At 35.4% G+C, this 17,291-nt stretch carries 16 protein-coding genes; 15 read left to right on the forward strand and 1 reads right to left on the reverse strand.

Annotated elements, in window-relative coordinates; genetic code table 11:
- Positions 1-470: 470 nt before the first annotated feature.
- The 12 genes from alaS to V1503_RS15405 all read left to right on the forward strand — a co-directional run bounded on the left by alaS (position 471) and on the right by V1503_RS15405 (position 13,183).
- Positions 471-3,107, forward strand: coding sequence for an alanine--tRNA ligase (gene alaS / locus V1503_RS15350; protein ID WP_410628016.1), 2,637 nt, complete (start codon positions 471-473; stop codon positions 3,105-3,107).
- Between the two features lie 79 nt (positions 3,108-3,186).
- Entirely contained in the window at positions 3,187-3,453 is a 267-nt protein-coding gene (locus V1503_RS15355) for an IreB family regulatory phosphoprotein (RefSeq protein WP_214480390.1), read from the forward strand.
- A gap of 4 nt (positions 3,454-3,457) precedes the next feature.
- Positions 3,458-3,874, forward strand: a complete 417-nt coding sequence (gene ruvX, locus V1503_RS15360; protein WP_214480389.1) for a Holliday junction resolvase RuvX — start codon at positions 3,458-3,460, stop codon at positions 3,872-3,874.
- 12 nt (positions 3,875-3,886) lie between these two features.
- Positions 3,887-4,174 (forward strand): DUF1292 domain-containing protein, encoded by a 288-nt coding sequence (locus tag V1503_RS15365; RefSeq protein ID WP_214480388.1) that lies wholly within the window; start codon positions 3,887-3,889, stop codon positions 4,172-4,174.
- Between the two features lie 531 nt (positions 4,175-4,705).
- Positions 4,706-5,830, forward strand: a complete 1,125-nt coding sequence (mltG, locus tag V1503_RS15370) for an endolytic transglycosylase MltG (RefSeq protein ID WP_214480387.1) — start codon at positions 4,706-4,708, stop codon at positions 5,828-5,830.
- Positions 5,831-6,178: 348 nt separating this feature from the next.
- Entirely contained in the window at positions 6,179-6,811 is a 633-nt protein-coding gene (locus V1503_RS15375) for an O-methyltransferase (protein ID WP_410628020.1), read from the forward strand.
- Positions 6,812-6,814: 3 nt separating this feature from the next.
- Positions 6,815-7,744: a peptidase U32 family protein gene (locus V1503_RS15380; protein WP_410628022.1), complete on the forward strand. Its 930-nt coding sequence runs from the start codon at positions 6,815-6,817 to the stop codon at positions 7,742-7,744.
- A gap of 158 nt (positions 7,745-7,902) precedes the next feature.
- Entirely contained in the window at positions 7,903-9,174 is a 1,272-nt protein-coding gene (locus V1503_RS15385) for a peptidase U32 family protein (protein ID WP_410628024.1), read from the forward strand.
- Position 9,175: 1 nt separating this feature from the next.
- Positions 9,176-9,811, forward strand: coding sequence for a uridine kinase (gene udk / locus V1503_RS15390; RefSeq protein WP_320256787.1), 636 nt, complete (start codon positions 9,176-9,178; stop codon positions 9,809-9,811).
- Between the two features lie 185 nt (positions 9,812-9,996).
- Positions 9,997-10,473: a transcription elongation factor GreA gene (greA, locus tag V1503_RS15395; RefSeq protein ID WP_214480383.1), complete on the forward strand. Its 477-nt coding sequence runs from the start codon at positions 9,997-9,999 to the stop codon at positions 10,471-10,473.
- 49 nt (positions 10,474-10,522) lie between these two features.
- On the forward strand, positions 10,523-12,289 hold the full coding sequence (locus tag V1503_RS15400) for a peptidoglycan D,D-transpeptidase FtsI family protein (RefSeq protein ID WP_410628027.1): 1,767 nt from the start codon (positions 10,523-10,525) through the stop codon (positions 12,287-12,289).
- Positions 12,290-12,367: 78 nt separating this feature from the next.
- Entirely contained in the window at positions 12,368-13,183 is an 816-nt protein-coding gene (locus V1503_RS15405; protein ID WP_214480381.1) for a YrrS family protein, read from the forward strand.
- Between the two features lie 284 nt (positions 13,184-13,467).
- Here the strand turns inward: V1503_RS15405 and V1503_RS15410 are convergent, their stop codons facing one another.
- On the reverse strand, positions 13,468-13,674 hold the full coding sequence (locus V1503_RS15410) for a YrzA family protein (RefSeq protein ID WP_214480380.1): 207 nt from the start codon (positions 13,672-13,674) through the stop codon (positions 13,468-13,470).
- A gap of 448 nt (positions 13,675-14,122) precedes the next feature.
- Between V1503_RS15410 and mtnN the strand changes: the two genes are divergently transcribed.
- The 3 genes from mtnN to V1503_RS15425 all read left to right on the forward strand — a co-directional run bounded on the left by mtnN (position 14,123) and on the right by V1503_RS15425 (position 17,209).
- Positions 14,123-14,818: a 5'-methylthioadenosine/S-adenosylhomocysteine nucleosidase gene (mtnN, locus tag V1503_RS15415; RefSeq protein WP_320256789.1), complete on the forward strand. Its 696-nt coding sequence runs from the start codon at positions 14,123-14,125 to the stop codon at positions 14,816-14,818.
- 329 nt (positions 14,819-15,147) lie between these two features.
- A complete protein-coding gene (locus V1503_RS15420; RefSeq protein ID WP_214480378.1) occupies positions 15,148-16,071 on the forward strand; it encodes a PLP-dependent cysteine synthase family protein in 924 nt (307 codons plus the stop codon).
- A 1-nt stretch (position 16,072) separates the two neighbouring features.
- On the forward strand, positions 16,073-17,209 hold the full coding sequence (locus V1503_RS15425; protein ID WP_410628030.1) for a bifunctional cystathionine gamma-lyase/homocysteine desulfhydrase: 1,137 nt from the start codon (positions 16,073-16,075) through the stop codon (positions 17,207-17,209).
- Positions 17,210-17,291: the final 82 nt, after the last annotated feature.

Consider the following 17,291-nt stretch of genomic DNA (forward strand, 5'->3'; position numbering starts at 1 on the left):
AAGAAATTCTAGGTGAAGGATAACAGAAAGCTAATCTTGAGTGCAGATAAACCCTGCCGTTTTGCCACGTTACGGCTTATCATGAGTGATGAACAAACATATTTTTCTGTAAGGCGCTTGTCATTTACCAGAAATGTTGGGGAATTTACGCTTTTCGAAATTGTTCATAATCAGGGTGGTACCGCGAGTATAACTCTCGTCCCTGCTTTTGGGATGGGGGTTTTTTATATTTTTAAGGCTGTTTTCGCAATGTTTGTTGTTTTTCGAATTAGTAATAAACACGTACACCACTTTCGTTGGTGACATCTTTTCTTCTTAAAAAGATGTGAAACGTATTAAACTCTTTTTATTTTCTAATTCGGTGACATTAGCAACATAGCTTTCGGAAAGAGTCATTATTAAAGAGTGTTCAATTAGTGAAATATTTTTTTCAGTGCTTTATTGAACAATTTCTAAAAGGAGATATTAACATGAAGAAACTAAACTCTGCAGAAGTACGCCAAATGTTTTTAGATTTTTTTCAGGAAAAAGACCATGCAATAGAACCAAGTGCTTCATTAGTGCCACATGAAGACCCAACGCTGTTATGGATAAATAGTGGTGTTGCTACATTAAAGAAATATTTTGATGGCAGAGTTATTCCAGATAACCCTAGAATTTGTAATGCCCAAAAATCGATTCGAACAAATGATATCGAAAACGTTGGGCAAACAGCTCGTCATCATACTTTCTTTGAAATGTTGGGGAATTTTTCTATAGGAGATTATTTTAAAAATGAAGCAATTCATTGGGCATGGGAATTCTTAACAAGTGATAAGTGGATAGGGTTTGATCCAGAAAAGCTCTCTGTCACGATCCACCCAGAAGATGATGAAGCGTTTGAAATATGGAATAAGGAAGTTGGTGTTCCGAAAGAACGTATAATTCGATTAGAGGAGAATTTTTGGGATATTGGTGAAGGGCCAAGTGGACCAAATACAGAAATTTTTTATGATCGTGGTGAGCAATTTGGGAATGATCCCAATGACCCTGAATTATTTCCAGGTGGAGAAAATGAGCGCTATTTAGAAGTATGGAATTTAGTATTTTCACAGTTTAATCATAATCCTGATGGATCTTATACACCCCTACCAAAGAAAAATATTGATACAGGTATGGGACTTGAACGCATGTGCTCAATTATCCAAGATGTTCCAACCAACTTTGATACGGATCTTTTTATGCCAATTATAGAAGCGACAGAGCATATCTCAAATGAAAAATACCGTCAAGACAGTTCAAAAGATGTTGCATTTAAAGTAATTGCTGACCATATTCGCACAGTTACTTTTGCTGTAAGTGATGGTGCACTTCCATCAAATGAAGGAAGAGGTTATGTATTGCGTCGTTTATTACGTCGAGCTGTGCGTTACGCAAAGAAAATTAATATCCAACGACCGTTTATGTTTGAGCTTGTACCAACCGTAGCAGAAATCATGGTTGATTTTTATCCAGAAGTAAAGGCGAAAACTGAATTTATTCAAAAAGTTGTGAAAAATGAAGAAGAACGTTTCCATGAAACGCTTAATGAAGGCTTAACGATTTTAGCAAGTGTAATTAAAAAAGAGAAAGAAAATGGCAGTGATACAATTTCTGGAACAGATGTGTTTCGTTTATATGATACATACGGTTTTCCAGTTGAGCTTACTGAGGAATATGCAGAAGATGAACATATGAAGGTTGATCATGCAGGATTTGAAAAAGAGATGGAGCTCCAACGAGAACGAGCTCGCGCTGCTCGTCAAGATGTTGATTCAATGCAAGTGCAAGGCGGAGTGTTAGGTGACGTTAAGGTTGAAAGTAACTTTGTTGGTTATGAACAAACAAAGGCTGGAAGTAAAATTGAAATAATCGTTAAAGATGGTGACTTTGTTGAACGTATAGAACAAGGGCAAGAGGCACAAATTATCGTTGATAAAACACCTTTTTATGCTGAAAGTGGTGGGCAGATTGCTGACCAGGGATTATTTGAAAATAAAGATACTGTATTAAAAGTAAAAGATGTTCAAAAAGCTCCAAATGGACAAAATATTCATCATGTTATCGTTGAAAAAGGTACACTACAAAAAGGTCAAGCATTTGAAGCGAAAATAAATGAAGAAAAACGGTTAAATATTATTAAGAATCATACGGCTACTCATCTTCTCCACCAAGCGTTGAAAGATGTATTAGGAAAACATGTTAATCAAGCTGGTTCATTGGTAAATGCTGATCGTCTGCGATTTGACTTTTCACATTTTGGTCAAGTGACACAGGAAGAATTGGATCAAATAGAGTCTATCGTTAATGAACAAATTTGGAAAAGCATTGCAGTTCAAATTGACTATAAATCACTTGACGAAGCAAAAGAAATGGGTGCAATGGCACTTTTCGGTGAAAAATATGGAGAGGTTGTACGTGTTGTTCAAGTAGGTGACTACAGTTTAGAGCTATGTGGTGGTTGCCATGTACCGAATACCTCGGTCATCGGTTTATTCAAGGTTATTTCAGAATCAGGTATAGGTGCTGGAACAAGGCGTATAGAGGCCGTTACTGGTCAAGGGGCATATCAAGTAATTAATGAGCAAGTTCAGTTATTACATGAAGCTGCAAACAAATTAAAAGTAAATCCGAAGGATGTTACGAGCAGAATTGAATCTTTGACATCCGAATTACGTATGGTTCAGCGTGAAAATGAATCCTTATCGGCAAAGTTAGGAAATATCGAAGCAAGTAATTTAGTCAATGCAGTTAAAGATGTGAATGGAGTTTCGGTTCTAACGAGTATAGTAGATGCAGCAGATATGAATAATTTACGCTCAATGGTTGATGAATTAAAACAAAATTTAGGCTCAGCCGTTGTTGTCTTAGGTGCTATTAATGATGATAAAGTGAATATAGTAGCGGGTGTTACTAAGGATTTGATTCAAAAGGGCTACCATGCCGGCAAAGTAGTCAAAGAAGTAGCTACACGCTGTGGCGGTGGCGGTGGTGGTCGACCTGATATGGCACAAGCAGGTGGAAAAGACCCTAATAAACTTGAAAGTGCATTAAACTATGTTGAAGAATGGGTTAAATCCGTTTTATAATTTATATATTTAGTGTACAATGTAAGTATGAAAAACTTGACAGATTCAACAGTCGGATCTTGAGGGTGAGGTGCATATAATGAGCTCGTTCGATAAAACAATGCAATTTAATTTTTCAGAAGAACCTGTCGAAACAAATGTAAAAGATGTACTTTTTACAGTTTATGATGCTTTGCAAGACAAAGGTTACAATCCAATTAACCAAGTTGTAGGATATTTATTATCTGGCGATCCTGCCTATATTCCTCGTCATAAAGACGCTAGGAACATTATAAGACAAATTGAACGTGATGAATTGATTGAGGAGTTAGTTAAATCTTATTTAGAGCATCACCGTAAGGAGTAAGTATATGCGAATCCTTGGATTAGACGTCGGTACTAAAACGATAGGGGTAGCTGTAAGTGACGAAATGGGTTGGACTGCCCAAGGTATCGAAACAATAAAAATCGACGAAGAGAGAAATGAATTTAGGTTGGACCGTCTAAAAGAACTCATTCAACAATATGAAGTTCAGAAAATTGTTGTCGGCTTTCCTAAAAATATGAATGGTACAGTTGGTCCAAGGGGAGAAGCTTGTATAGCATTTGCTAAATTGATGGAAGAAACATTTCAGCTTGAAACCCAATTATGGGACGAGCGTTTATCTACGATGGCAGCTGAACGTGTATTATTAAGTGCAGATGTTAGTCGTAAGAAAAGAAAGAAAGTCATTGACAAAATGGCAGCAGTGATGATTTTACAAGGATATTTGGACAGTAAAAACTAATGAGGTGAAAGTATGACACACAACGAAGATCAAATAACGGTAGTAGATGAAAACGGGAATGAACAGCTATGTAAAGTGCTTTTTACATTTGAAAATGCTGAATTCGGTAAATCATATGTACTTTATTATCCAGTTGGAGCAGACCATGATGAAGATGAAGATATAGAAATTCATGCATCAAGCTTTGTTCCGAGTGATGACAATAAAGATGGTGAATTACAGCCTATTGAAACTGATGAAGAGTGGGATATGGTTGAAGAAATGCTTAATACTTTCCTTGATGAAAACGAAGAAGTGTAAATGTAGTTATTATTACAGATAAGGACCAGGCTGACTCTAATGGTAGCTTTTTAGCTACAAAATAGAGTCGGCCTTATCTATTTTAACAGATAAAAAAGTGAGATTTCTCTGAACTATATTTACTGCATGATGTTTATCATTATTTATGTTTCTTTTCGTAAAATCTGTAGCTATTGTTTTTAAATTAGTGCGTCGTTGTAGATGCACCACGAAAGCTAGATGTATACGTGCGTATAAATCTTAGTATGAAAAGCAACAATCTATGTGAAAACAGTCTTTTTTATTCGCATTGCCTTACCCATCAAAGCCACTTTATCATTTTCCCTGAAGGTAAAACGCCTTCAAATGAATGACCTCAAGGCTTGTCGAGGATGAGTGAAACACTTATGCTTTATGAAAATTGCGATTACATGATTATTCTACGGTACCACTTAACTCATTTTACCTATTAAGATTAGAATAATTTTGTAAGCAAATGGCGAATGATAAAAAAAATGTAGTATAATAGTTCGAGTGAAAGGAGGACTCGATATGTCTGAGAAAGAAGCACAGAATGAAAAGCAGGAAAAAATTATAGAACAACATAAAGAAGCTAGAGTTATTAGAAGAATTGTACTTGTTATCACCTTAGTTTTATTAATTGTAATAGCTGGAGTTATTGGAGGCGGCTATGTATATATAAAATCAGCTCTACAACCAGTAGAACCGGAAAATGAGGAAACTGTTAATATTACGATACCGATTGGTTCTTCATCAACTGCTATTGCAAATATTTTAGAGGAAAACGGTCTTATAAAAGATGCTAAAATATTTCGCTATTATATTAAGTTTAAAAATGAATCAGGTTTTCAAGCTGGAGACTATGAATTGAGTCCGTCGATGACTTTTCAAGAGTTGATCGATAGTATTAAAACCGGTGTGGTTATACAAGATGTTGTTTTTAAAATAACGATTCCTGAAGGTAAACAACTAACACAAATCGGTAAAATAATTGCAGAGAAAACGAATTATTCTGAAGATGAAGTGATGGCAAAACTTACAGACAAAGAGTATATAGCTACACTTCAATCTCACTATCCTGATCTCTTGACGGAAGAAATTCTAGGTGAAAATATTAAATATCCCCTTGAAGGATATCTCTTTCCGGCAACTTACGATTTTTACAAAGAAGATCCTTCAATTGAGGATATTGTAGAAAAAATGTTAGCTAAAACACAAGAAGTATTATTAAATTATGATGCAGAAATTGCTGGGTTAGGAATGTCTGCACACACAGTCTTAACGATGGCTTCATTAATTGAAGAAGAAGCTACAGCAAAAACCGATAGAGAACAGATATCTAGTGTATTTTACAATAGAATGGATATTGGTATGCCGCTACAAACCGATCCTACAGTGTTATACGCATTAGGAAAGCATAAGGATCGCGTACTATACGAAGATTTAGAAGTGAATTCTCCATATAACACTTATATGCATGCTGGTTTACCTCCAGGTCCGATTGCTAATGCAGGAGAAATGTCCATCATTGCTGCATTAAATCCAGCAAGTACAGACTACCTATATTTCTTAGCAGCTCCATCGGGAGATGTCTTTTATGCAAAAACACTTGAAGAACATAATGCGCTAAAAGCACAATATATTACGAATGACTAAGAGATCGAACAAATTATATGTATAAAAAGTGGTAATTAAAGGGGGGGCGGAGAATAATTCGCAATCCCCTTGTTGTTATGGTAAAATATATCGAGTTGTTGGGAGTTCTTTTGTCGAACTCTTCTTTTTTTAAGGCTCTTTTCGATCAATTTGTTGTTTTTGTTACTCAATTAGAATCGTAAGAAGTGGTTTTATAAGTTTGTATCGTTTTATACAGGAAAAATCACCAGAACGTTAGATGTAACGGGTTTATATTCTTAGTACGTAAACAACCATCAATGCGAAAACAGTCTAATAGAACAATGATAATCTACAGGAATGAGGTAGCATAGCGTGGATGTCGAGCTAGTGAATACCTATTTAGAGAGTCTCGTAAGAGAGAGACAGCCTCTAATACACGAAATGGAGCAGTATGCAAACGAGCATCATGTACCGATAATGGAGCTCGTTGGAATAGAAGCAATACTACAAATATTACGTATTGCGCAACCTAAAAAAATTTTGGAAATTGGAACGGCGATTGGCTATTCTGCTTTAAGGATGGCATTAACTTTGCCACATGCAGAAATTGTAACAGTTGAACGTCACAAACAACGATATGATACTGCACGTGATTTCGTAAAAAAGAGTGGATGTTCAAAGCAAATAGATATTTTATTTGGCAATGCCCTTGAACTTGAAGAACAAGTGAAGCATAGAGGTCCATTTGATTTTTTATTTATAGATGCAGCAAAAGGGCAATATAAACGATTTTTTGAATTGTATAGCCCTATGCTCTCACAAAATGCAATAATCATTACTGATAATGTTTTATATAAAGGTTTTGTAGCTTCCAAAATAGATACAGAAAATAAGCGTACTAATCAACTTATTAGCAAAATAAGAAATTATAACGAGTGGTTAATGAAGAACCCTTTATATGATACAACTATTTTACCAGTAGGAGATGGCATGGCAATTAGTAAGCGAAGAGGTGACTAAAAAATGAGGATACCAGAATTATTAGTTACCCCTACTTGTGTGGAAGATATTGAGCCACTTATTCAAGCAGGGGCTGATGCTTTTATTATAGGTGAACAAAGGTATGGTTTAAGATTAGCTGGGGAATTTAGTAGAAATGATATAAAAGAAGTAGTACAAATCGCCCATGCAAAAAATAGAAAAGTATATGTAGCTATGAATGGCATATTTCATAACGACAAAATTGGTGAACTACCAGACTACATTTCTTATTTAAATGAAGTTGGGATAGATGCAATTGTCTTCGGTGATCCTTCTGTGTTAATGACTGTGAAAGAGATCGCACCAAATATGAGGTTGCATTGGAATACGGAAACAACAGCTACTAACTGGTATACATGCAACTATTGGGGAAGAAAAGGTGCTGAACGTGCTGTTCTAGCTAGAGAGTTAAATATGGATGCGATCCTTGAAATGAAGGAACATGCTAAAGTGAAGCTAGAAGTACAAGTCCATGGTATGACATGTATGTTCCATTCAAAACGTTCATTGATTGGTAACTACTTTGAATTCCAAGGTAAGTCAATGGAAGTAAAGAACGATAGCAATAACAAAAATTTATTTCTACACGATAATGAAAGAAACAACAAATATCCAATCTTCGAAGACGCAAATGGAACACATATTATGAGTCCAAATGATATTTGTATAATAGATGAGTTAGAAGAAATGATGGATGCTGAAATAGAAAGCTTTAAAATTGATGGGGTATTAAAATCACCTCAATATTTACTTGAGGTTACAAAAAAATATCGATATGCGATGGATTTATGTGCTAAAGATCGAGAGCAATACGAAGAACAAAAAGATCAGCTTATTGAAGAAATTGAAAAGATACAACCCCAAAATCGTCCGTTAGATAGTGGATTTTTCTTCAAAGAAACAGTTTATTAAAGAAAAGCGCAAGCGCCTCGTTCATTTCCGACAAGCATAAGAAAAGTCGCAGGAAGGTTGTTTTTTTAACCTTCTTAGCAGCTTGGCTTATGACTTCCAGGAGATAGGTGTTAGACGGAGAACAAAAGAAAAGCTAGACATAAAAGGAGGTAGTAATTATGGTTGCATTAAAAGATGGAATTTCTGCTATGATTAATGGCCAAAGAGTTATTACTAAAAAGCCTGAATTACTAGCCCCAGCAGGTAATTTAGAAAAGTTAAAAATAGCTGTCCAGTACGGAGCAGATGCAGTGTATATTGGAGGTCAAGAATATGGCTTACGTTCCAATGCTGATAATTTCTCCCATGAAGAAATGGCAGAAGGGGTTAAGTTCGCCAATAATTATGGTGCTAAAATATATGTAACTACAAATATTTATGCTCACAATGAAAATATTGATGGTTTAGAAGAATATTTACAAGGGCTTCAAAGTGCTGGTGTAACAGGAATTATTGTTGCAGATCCGTTGATTATCGAAACATGTCGACTAGTTGCTCCTAAGTTAGAGGTCCATTTAAGTACACAGCAATCACTTTCAAACTGGAAGGCAGTTCAATTTTGGAAAGAAGAAGGACTGGAGCGTGTTGTATTAGGTCGTGAAACGAGTGCGGAAGAGATAAGAGAAATTAAGGAAAAGACTGATATTGAAATTGAGACATTTATCCATGGGGCAATGTGTATTTCCTATTCAGGGCGCTGTACGTTAAGTAATCATATGACTGCACGTGATTCTAACCGTGGAGGTTGTTGCCAATCTTGTAGATGGGATTATGACTTGTATAGCCTTAACTCAAACGATGGTGAAGTGGCATTGTTTGAGGAAACTGATGCACCATTTGCAATGAGTCCGAAAGATTTAAAGTTAGTTGAATCGATTCCAAAAATGATTGACTTAGGTATTGACAGTTTAAAGATTGAAGGTCGTATGAAGTCCATTCATTATGTAGCTACTGTAGTAAGCGTGTATCGAAAAATTATTGACGCTTATTGTGCTGATCCAGATCATTTTACTATTAAACAAGAATGGCTAGAGGAACTTGATAAATGTGCAAATCGTGAAACGGCTCCAGCATTTTTTGAGGGTGTACCGGGGTATAAAGAACAAATGTATGGAAATCATAGCAAGAAAACAGCATTTGATTTTGCTGGATTAGTATTGGACTACAATACAGAATCCAAAATAGTTACTTTACAGCAACGTAATCATTTTAAGCCAGGAGAAGAAGTCGAATTTTTTGGACCAGAAATTGAAAATTTCACTCAAAAAATCGAAGAAATTTGGGATGAGGATGGGAACGTTCTGGATGCAGCAAGACATCCATTACAAATCATTAAATTTAAAGTGGACAAGGATGTCTTCCCGAACAACATGATGCGAAAGGAGAACTAAGATGGGGAAGAAACCGGTAGTAATAGGTGTAGCAGGAGGTTCTGGCTCTGGTAAAACAAGTGTTACTAAAGCAATTTACGAGCATTTGAAAGAGCATTCGATTTTAATCCTTGAGCAAGACTACTATTACAAAGACCAAAGTCATTTATCTATAGAAGAACGACGTAAAACAAATTATGATCATCCATTAGCATTTGACAATGATTTATTAATTGATCATATAGAATCGCTGCTTGCATTTGAAAGCATTAAGAAGCCAGTATATGATTTTACGATTGATACAAGATCAGAAGAGGTTATCCCTGTTGAACCAAAAGATGTCATTATTCTTGAAGGCATGTTAGTTTTAGAAGATGAACGCTTAAGGAATTATATGGATATTAAGCTATATGTAGATACTGATGCAGATATAAGGATTACCCGTCGAATATTGAGGGATATTAAGGAGAGAGGACGAACTGTAGATTCAGTCATTGATCAATATGTGTCTGTAGTACGCCCTATGCACAATCAATTTATTGAACCATCGAAACGTTATGCTGACATTATCATCCCTGAAGGGGGACGCAATCATGTTGCGATTGACCTAATGGTAACAAAAATTCAAACAATTCTTGAACAAAAGTCTATTTTGTAATACGATAGCATAGATAAATGTAAATGCAATCATTGTATAATATTCATATCTTTGGCATGACAATTTTAATGATACGTGATTAATTATCATTAAAATTGTCGTCTTTAAGATATTCGTAAATGGTAATTGTACATATGTAAGAATAATTCAAACTTTGATCGTTAATAACAAGAGGAGTGAAGGGAATGGCAGCTGAAAAAATATTTCCAATGACAGCAGCAGGTAAGGAAAAATTAGAGCAGGAATTAGAATATTTAAAATCAGTACGTCGTAAAGAGGTAGTTGAACGTATAAAAATTGCGCGTAGTTTTGGTGACCTTTCTGAGAATTCAGAGTATGATTCTGCAAAGGAAGAACAAGCATTTGTTGAAGGTAGAATTACAACAATTGAAAATATGATTAGAAATGCCAAAATTATTGAAGAAGACTCCAGTAATTCAAATATGGTTTCTATAGGAAAATCTGTTACATTTGTTGAACTACCGGATGGTGAAGAAGAAACATATACGATCGTAGGTAGTGCTGAAGCTGATCCATTTGAAGGGAAAATCTCAAATGACTCACCTATTGCAAAAAGTCTAATTGGTAAACAAATAGGTGAAGAAGTACAAGTTCAAACGCCTGGTGGAGAAATGTTAGTGAAAATAGTATCCGTCCAATAGGTTTTAATCCGAAACACCTTGTCAAAACTGCTGATGAGGTGTTTTTTTTATGGATGTTAGAAAAAGAACAATAAATTTATCCGTTGGTGTAATTATTTTTATCATAGTCCTGATCATTAGACTTATACAAATCCAGCTTATTCAAACAGAAGAGTTTTCAAAGCACAATATCAATTTATTAGAAGCAAGTGTTTCACAACGCACTCAGCAGGTTGTAATTGACCAAGGACGTGGGAAGTTTGTTGATAAAAATAATGAACCACTAACATATGTTAATCAACCTAGTTTAATTTTATTTCCATTTCTTAAGAATATGGACTGGCCAATCGAACAAGTTGCCCGTTTAATAAATGTGTCTCCAGAAAAGCTAAATGTGGCAGTAAAAACTGCAAACGAACCTATTGTATTTGAAGAGGGGAAGGCTTTTACCTTAACAGATACTCAAATGACAGAGATAAATGATTTGAAGATTCCAGGTGTTTTTGCTGTGAACCGGCAGAATGAAATGCCAGACAAAATTGCAGAACATTTAATTGGCTTAGTACGTGAATATGAGCAAGCACCAGTAAATAGTGAAGAAGTCAACGGAGCAAAATCGATTAATCTAAAAGGTGGTATTTCTGGTCTACAACAACAGTTTAATGAATTTGTCTTGCCTGAAGCAGAATCTAAGCTCCTGTATCATGTAGATGGAAAAAATGGACCGTTGTTTGGCTTAGAAGTAAAATATACTGAGCCAGCAAATCCTTTTTACCCTGTAACTATCAAAACGACGATTGACAAAGAAATTCAAATTGCAGCCGAAAAAATTGTGAACAAACACCAACTTAATGATGGTGGCCTCGTGTTAATTGACATAGCTACAAATGATGTGGTTGCAATGGTAAGCGTACCATCAATTAACCATTCAGACCCGTACGTGGATGATGCACTAGAAAATAGAATGTTAACAGTGCAAACCCCAGGTTCTGTGTTTAAACCAGTTATTGCTGCTGCAGCGATTGAACACAATTTATTGCAATCGAATCGCATATTTGATTGTGACTTGGATATGTATGGAGAGGGGAAATCACAGTATCTTTCTGGTATGTTAAACTTTGAAGAAAGCTTTGCTAATAGTTGTAATTATACATTTTCAGTATTAGCACTAGAGCTTATGGAATTAAACTCGCAAAGTATTGAAGAATATGCTACTAAACTGGGCTTAATAAATCCTGTAATTTGGAATGGCGATGTATTTCATTTTGAAGAATTTAACCAACTGCCATACGTAGGGACTGGAACGATTTGGGTTGAAGAATCTGATAAGACATCTCCGAAAGCTATTGCACAAACTGCAAATGGACAAAAAAATGTTAAAGTTACACCATTGGCTATTGCCAATATGATGGCTACAATCGCAAGAGGTGGTAAAGAGCTGCAAGTAAGAGTAGTCAGTGATATACTATATAAAAATGAAACAACACTATATTCATTTCCTATACAAACAGTTAAAGACAATCAACCCCTTTCACCCTATACAATTTTAAAATTACAGCAACTTCTTCGTACAGTTGTCTTGGAGGGAACAGGAAGGGCATTTCAAGGGAATTCATATGAGGTTGCTGGTAAATCAGGAACAGCTCAACTAGGTATTAAGAATGATGATGGTGAGGAATTACATAATAAATGGTTTGCGGGATATTTTCCTGTGCAAAATCCTAAATATGCACTTGTTGTAGTTGATTTAAAACAACAAGAAAACAATGCTGTGACAAATGATGTCTTCTATGAAATAATTGAAACAATATATGAAATTGAACAAGGCAGCTCATAAAATGGCAAAACTTATATAATAGCTACCTATCTAATGATACAATGAGACATATACATATAAGAGTGAGGAGGACTTTTTGTGAGGGGAAATATTGAAGATTTATATGAGGGACCTCGCTACGAAAGGAATAAAAAGCGTAAGAGAGGGAATTTATTATTAAATATTTTAATTGGAATAGTCATTTTGTTAATTGTTTTCTTTGGAGGAAAGCTACTATTTTCCAAAGGTAGTGATCCAGTTGCATCAGATAGTATTGAGCAACAAGATAATGGTAATGCAACTGTTGGAATAACGGAAGATGACGAATCTCAAGAAACTAACTCAACAATTGATGAAACTGATGATAATAATAACATAGAGAATAACGAGAATAATCTAGAAGAGAGCAATGAAGGTAGTATAGAAGAAAGCAATGAAGCCGTTTCTAACGAAGATGACAACAATACTTCTAACACTAACGAACAAATAGCCGAGGATAGTTCACCTGAACCAGTTACAGATTTAGATGAAACAACTGCTAGCGAAGATTCTAACATTATTAAAACAATAACTAGTGATTCATGGCAACCAGTCGGTACGGAGCAAGCAGATCATGTGGTGACCGTTTTTGACGAAGGCACAACAGACCGAGTTGAGATGGAAAAAACGATAAGTTATGCAACAGGAATTGCTAAAGAAGATTATACTTTGTGGTTTTTAGGGAATGACGGTCCCAATAAATCTCTTGCTACAATTGCTTCAAATGTAGACGCTAGCTTAATTTACAAAGTATATATGGAATGGGTTGACAATGAAGGCTGGAAGCCTACTAAAGTAGAGCAATTAAAAGAGAATGATAGTCCATATTACAAAAACACAGAGGAAGAATCGAGCGAGGAGTCCTCAGAAGATTAAGTATAAACCGCCATTTGCTACTTGCAAAGGCGGTTTATTTTAAATCAAGGATGATTTTCCCATTTTCGTTCTAATGTATAAAAGCACGTATACATCTAGCGTTGGTAGCACCTTTTCTACTTCAATTACTGAGCTCTCATAAAGCTCATCAGGTTGTCCATTTTAGTAAACAAACAATAAAATTTATGAAAAGAGCTTAAATCAAAATAGTATATACTTAATTCATCAATGTATAAGTTTACTAAGCTTTCAGAGGTGAAGGTGGGTAAGAACAAAAAATGTATCTAATTGCTGCGTTTAAAGTGAACAACAGCACTAAAATATCTTCTACCGTCTTGATCAAACTGCATTTGATGAGAAATATGATGAACCTCTAATAATATAGCTTTATTAACTTCGATTTGTTCATTAACTTTTTTTTCTAATGTTGTTAAATCTTGCGCTTCAAAAAATTCAACCTTATCTTTGAGTATATCTAAAGAAAAATCCATTTGACTGACACCCTTCCACAATTGTATGTATCGTCCATTTTATCAAATGTGAGAGTGAACGAAAATATTATATTTTGCTCTTTTAAGATAATATTAACGATGATATACTTGCAAATTGCTAAGAAATAATTTCTATGATAAATTAGAAGCACTTAAATGAATTCGGGGTATAGAAATGTGTATAATAGGCTTTTTGACCTGAATTGATCTAAGTTTATATTAAGGAATTTAACCCGACTTCTATAGATGGGATATTTCAATCAGGTCGAGTAGAGTTTCCACCTGATTTCACTGATGCTCAAGTCTTTCACTAGCAGTGAGATAGATTATTGCAGTAAATGGTTTAGCTGTTGAATATGTTACAATATTGAGTGGAGTTTTAGTATATCCTCGTGACACGGAGAAATGGTATAAGTAATAAAGGAATATAGAAATGAGGGAAACCAAGATGAGAATAGGAATTATAGGTGCCATGGAAGAAGAGGTCATCATCTTAAGAGATAACATTAACAACGAACAAGTAAGTGTTATTGCTGGATGTGAATTCACTGAAGGTTCTTTACATGGAGTTGAAGTTGTATTACTGAAGTCAGGAATTGGCAAAGTAAATGCAGCAATGAGTACGTCAATTCTACTTGATCGCTTTGACGTTGACTATGTCATAAATACTGGCTCAGCTGGAGGACTATTGGAGTCATTAAACGTTGGGGATGTGGTGATCTCAACAGAAGTACGCCATCACGATGTAGATGTAACAGCTTTTGGTTATGAATATGGACAAGTTCCACAATTACCACCAGCTTTTCTAGCAGATAATAATCTTCTGAACGTAGCGGAAAAAGCAGCAGAGAACATTGAAAATATTCAAACAGTGAAAGGACTTATTGCTACTGGTGATTCTTTTATGAGTGACCCTAGCCGAGTAGCAATGGTACGAGATAAATTTTCCGATTTGTATGCAGTTGAGATGGAAGCGGCAGCGATTGCTCAAGTTTGTTACCAATTTGAGGTTCCTTTTGTAGTAATACGTTCTCTCTCAGACATAGCTGGTAAAGAATCAGATATCTCTTTCGAACAATTTTTACCAACAGCTGCTTTACATTCAGCCAATTTAGTTATGAATATGGTAGAAGGGCTTAAATAAACTCACAGAACTTCGCACTTATTACAAAAGACTCTTTTCGCAAACTTTGTTGCTTTTTGTTACGTAAATTTGAGTAACTGATGCGTATAGTATGATTTTTTATAGTATTTAGAGAAGAAAAGGTGTCGTAGTGTATAGCTTTTATTACAAGGCTCTTTTCGTGAATTTTTTTATAGTTCCTAAAATAGATACTACGCAAACTAATCATATCCGTGTTTATTCTTTTAGCACGAAAAACAACATTCTATACAAAAACAGCCTATTATTCTAAAGCAACAATTAATGCGAAAATATCATTCAGAAAAAATTTTTGAGGTGACAAAATAATTATGCGTGTTGTTCACAGCGTACATGACTTAATTGGTAATACCCCAATGATTGAGCTAACGCAATTTCCTTTACCAAAACAAGTAAAGCTTTATGCAAAACTTGAATATTACAATCCTGGTGGCAGTATTAAAGATCGGTTAGGTAAAGAGCTCATTGAAGAAGCTCTCCAGTCTGGTGCAATTAAACCTGGCGGTACGATCATTGAACCTACTGCAGGAAATACAGGCATCGGATTAGCATTAGCAGCACTAAGACATAAGCTGAAAGTAATTGTATGTATGCCTGAAAAATTTAGTATAGAAAAACAATTGCTAATGAAAGCGCTAGGTGCTGAAATTATACACACACCAACGAGTGAAGGTATGAGGGGAGCAATTTCAAAAGCTCAACAACTACTTAATGAGATTCCAAACTCGTACTGTCCTCAGCAATTTAACAACCCGGCAAATCCAATGACCTATTATAAAACCTTAGGACCTGAAATGTGGAGCCAACTAGATGGTGATATTGATATGTTTATTGCAGGAGCAGGAACGGGTGGAACATTTATGGGAACTGCGAAATATTTAAAAGAACAAAATAATTTGTTACAAACAGTCATCGTTGAACCCGAAGGATCTATTTTAAATGGTGGTGATATAGGACCCCACAAGACAGAAGGAATCGGTATGGAATTTCTTCCAGATTATATGGATACAAAATATTTTGATCAAATTCATACAATATCTGATAATAATGCCTTTATGAGAGTAGAAGAACTAGCAAGAAAAGAAGGGCTTTTAGTTGGTAGTTCTTCAGGGGCAGCACTCCATGCAGCTCTTATTGAAGCAAGTCGGGCTAAGAAAAAAATGAACATCGTAACTATTTTTCCAGACAGTAGCGAACGTTATTTAAGTAAACAGATTTATGGAGGTTCGATATAAAATGAAACCAAAGACAAAATTAATCCATGGTGGCATTCCGAATGATCAACAAACAGGTGCTGTCTCTATTCCCATTTATCAAGTAAGCACATATAAGCAAGATGGGATAGGTGAGCATAAAGGATTTGAATACTCACGAACAGGTAATCCAACAAGACATGCTTTAGAGGAGCTCATTAAAGACCTTGAAGAAGGAACAGCAGGGTTTGCATTTAGCTCTGGAATGGCAGCAATTACAGCAGTGATGATGTTATTTAACAGCGGCGATCATGTCATTTTAACTGATGATGTATATGGTGGAACTTACCGTGTAATGACGAAAGTTTTAAACAAGCTAGGAATAGAATCAACTTTTATTGATACGAGTAATTTGTCAAATATAGAGACAGCAATCCGTTCAAATACGAAAGCAATATATATTGAAACACCTACAAATCCGTTGCTAAAAATTACTGATATTAGAGGAGCTTCTAAAGTCGCAAAGGAACATAACTTGTTAACAATCGTAGATAACACGTTCAGTACACCATATTGGCAAACACCTTTAAATCTTGGAGCAGATATCGTATTGCACAGTGCAACAAAATATATTGGTGGTCACAGCGATGTCGTTGCTGGTCTCGTTGCAGTCAATTCCAATCAATTAGCGGAAGACCTACATTTTGTTCAAAATTCTACAGGTGGCATATTAGGCCCTCAGGATTCATGGTTATTAATAAGAGGAATCAAAACGTTAGGAATACGAATGGAAGAGCACGAAGGAAATACTAAACAAATTATTGAATTTTTACAAAATCACCCAGGTGTAGAAAAGATATATTACCCTGGATTAAGTAGTCATCCGAATCATAATATAGCAAAAAAACAAGTTAGAGGCTATGGTGGTATGGTTTCATTTGATGTTGGTAGTGAAGAAAAAGCAGAACAACTACTTAAGCAAGTTAAGTATTTTACATTGGCGGAAAGCCTTGGCGCAGTTGAAAGTTTAATTTCAGTTCCTGCAAAAATGACACATGCTTCGATACCAAAAGAACGTCGTGAAGAGCTAGGTATAACAGATGGTCTTGTCCGCATTTCAGTAGGACTTGAAGATGTGGAAGATTTAATCGCAGACTTAGCTAATGCACTTAAAGGATAAATAAAAAAAGGCGAAAGTATTTTCGCCTTTTTTTTGTTCCAGTTAGACACCTATTCTCTATAGATTATGAGCCCATTCACAA

Source organism: Nanhaiella sioensis, from assembly GCF_046557775.1.
GTDB classification, from domain to species: Bacteria; Bacillota; Bacilli; order Bacillales; family SM2101; genus Nanhaiella; species Nanhaiella sioensis.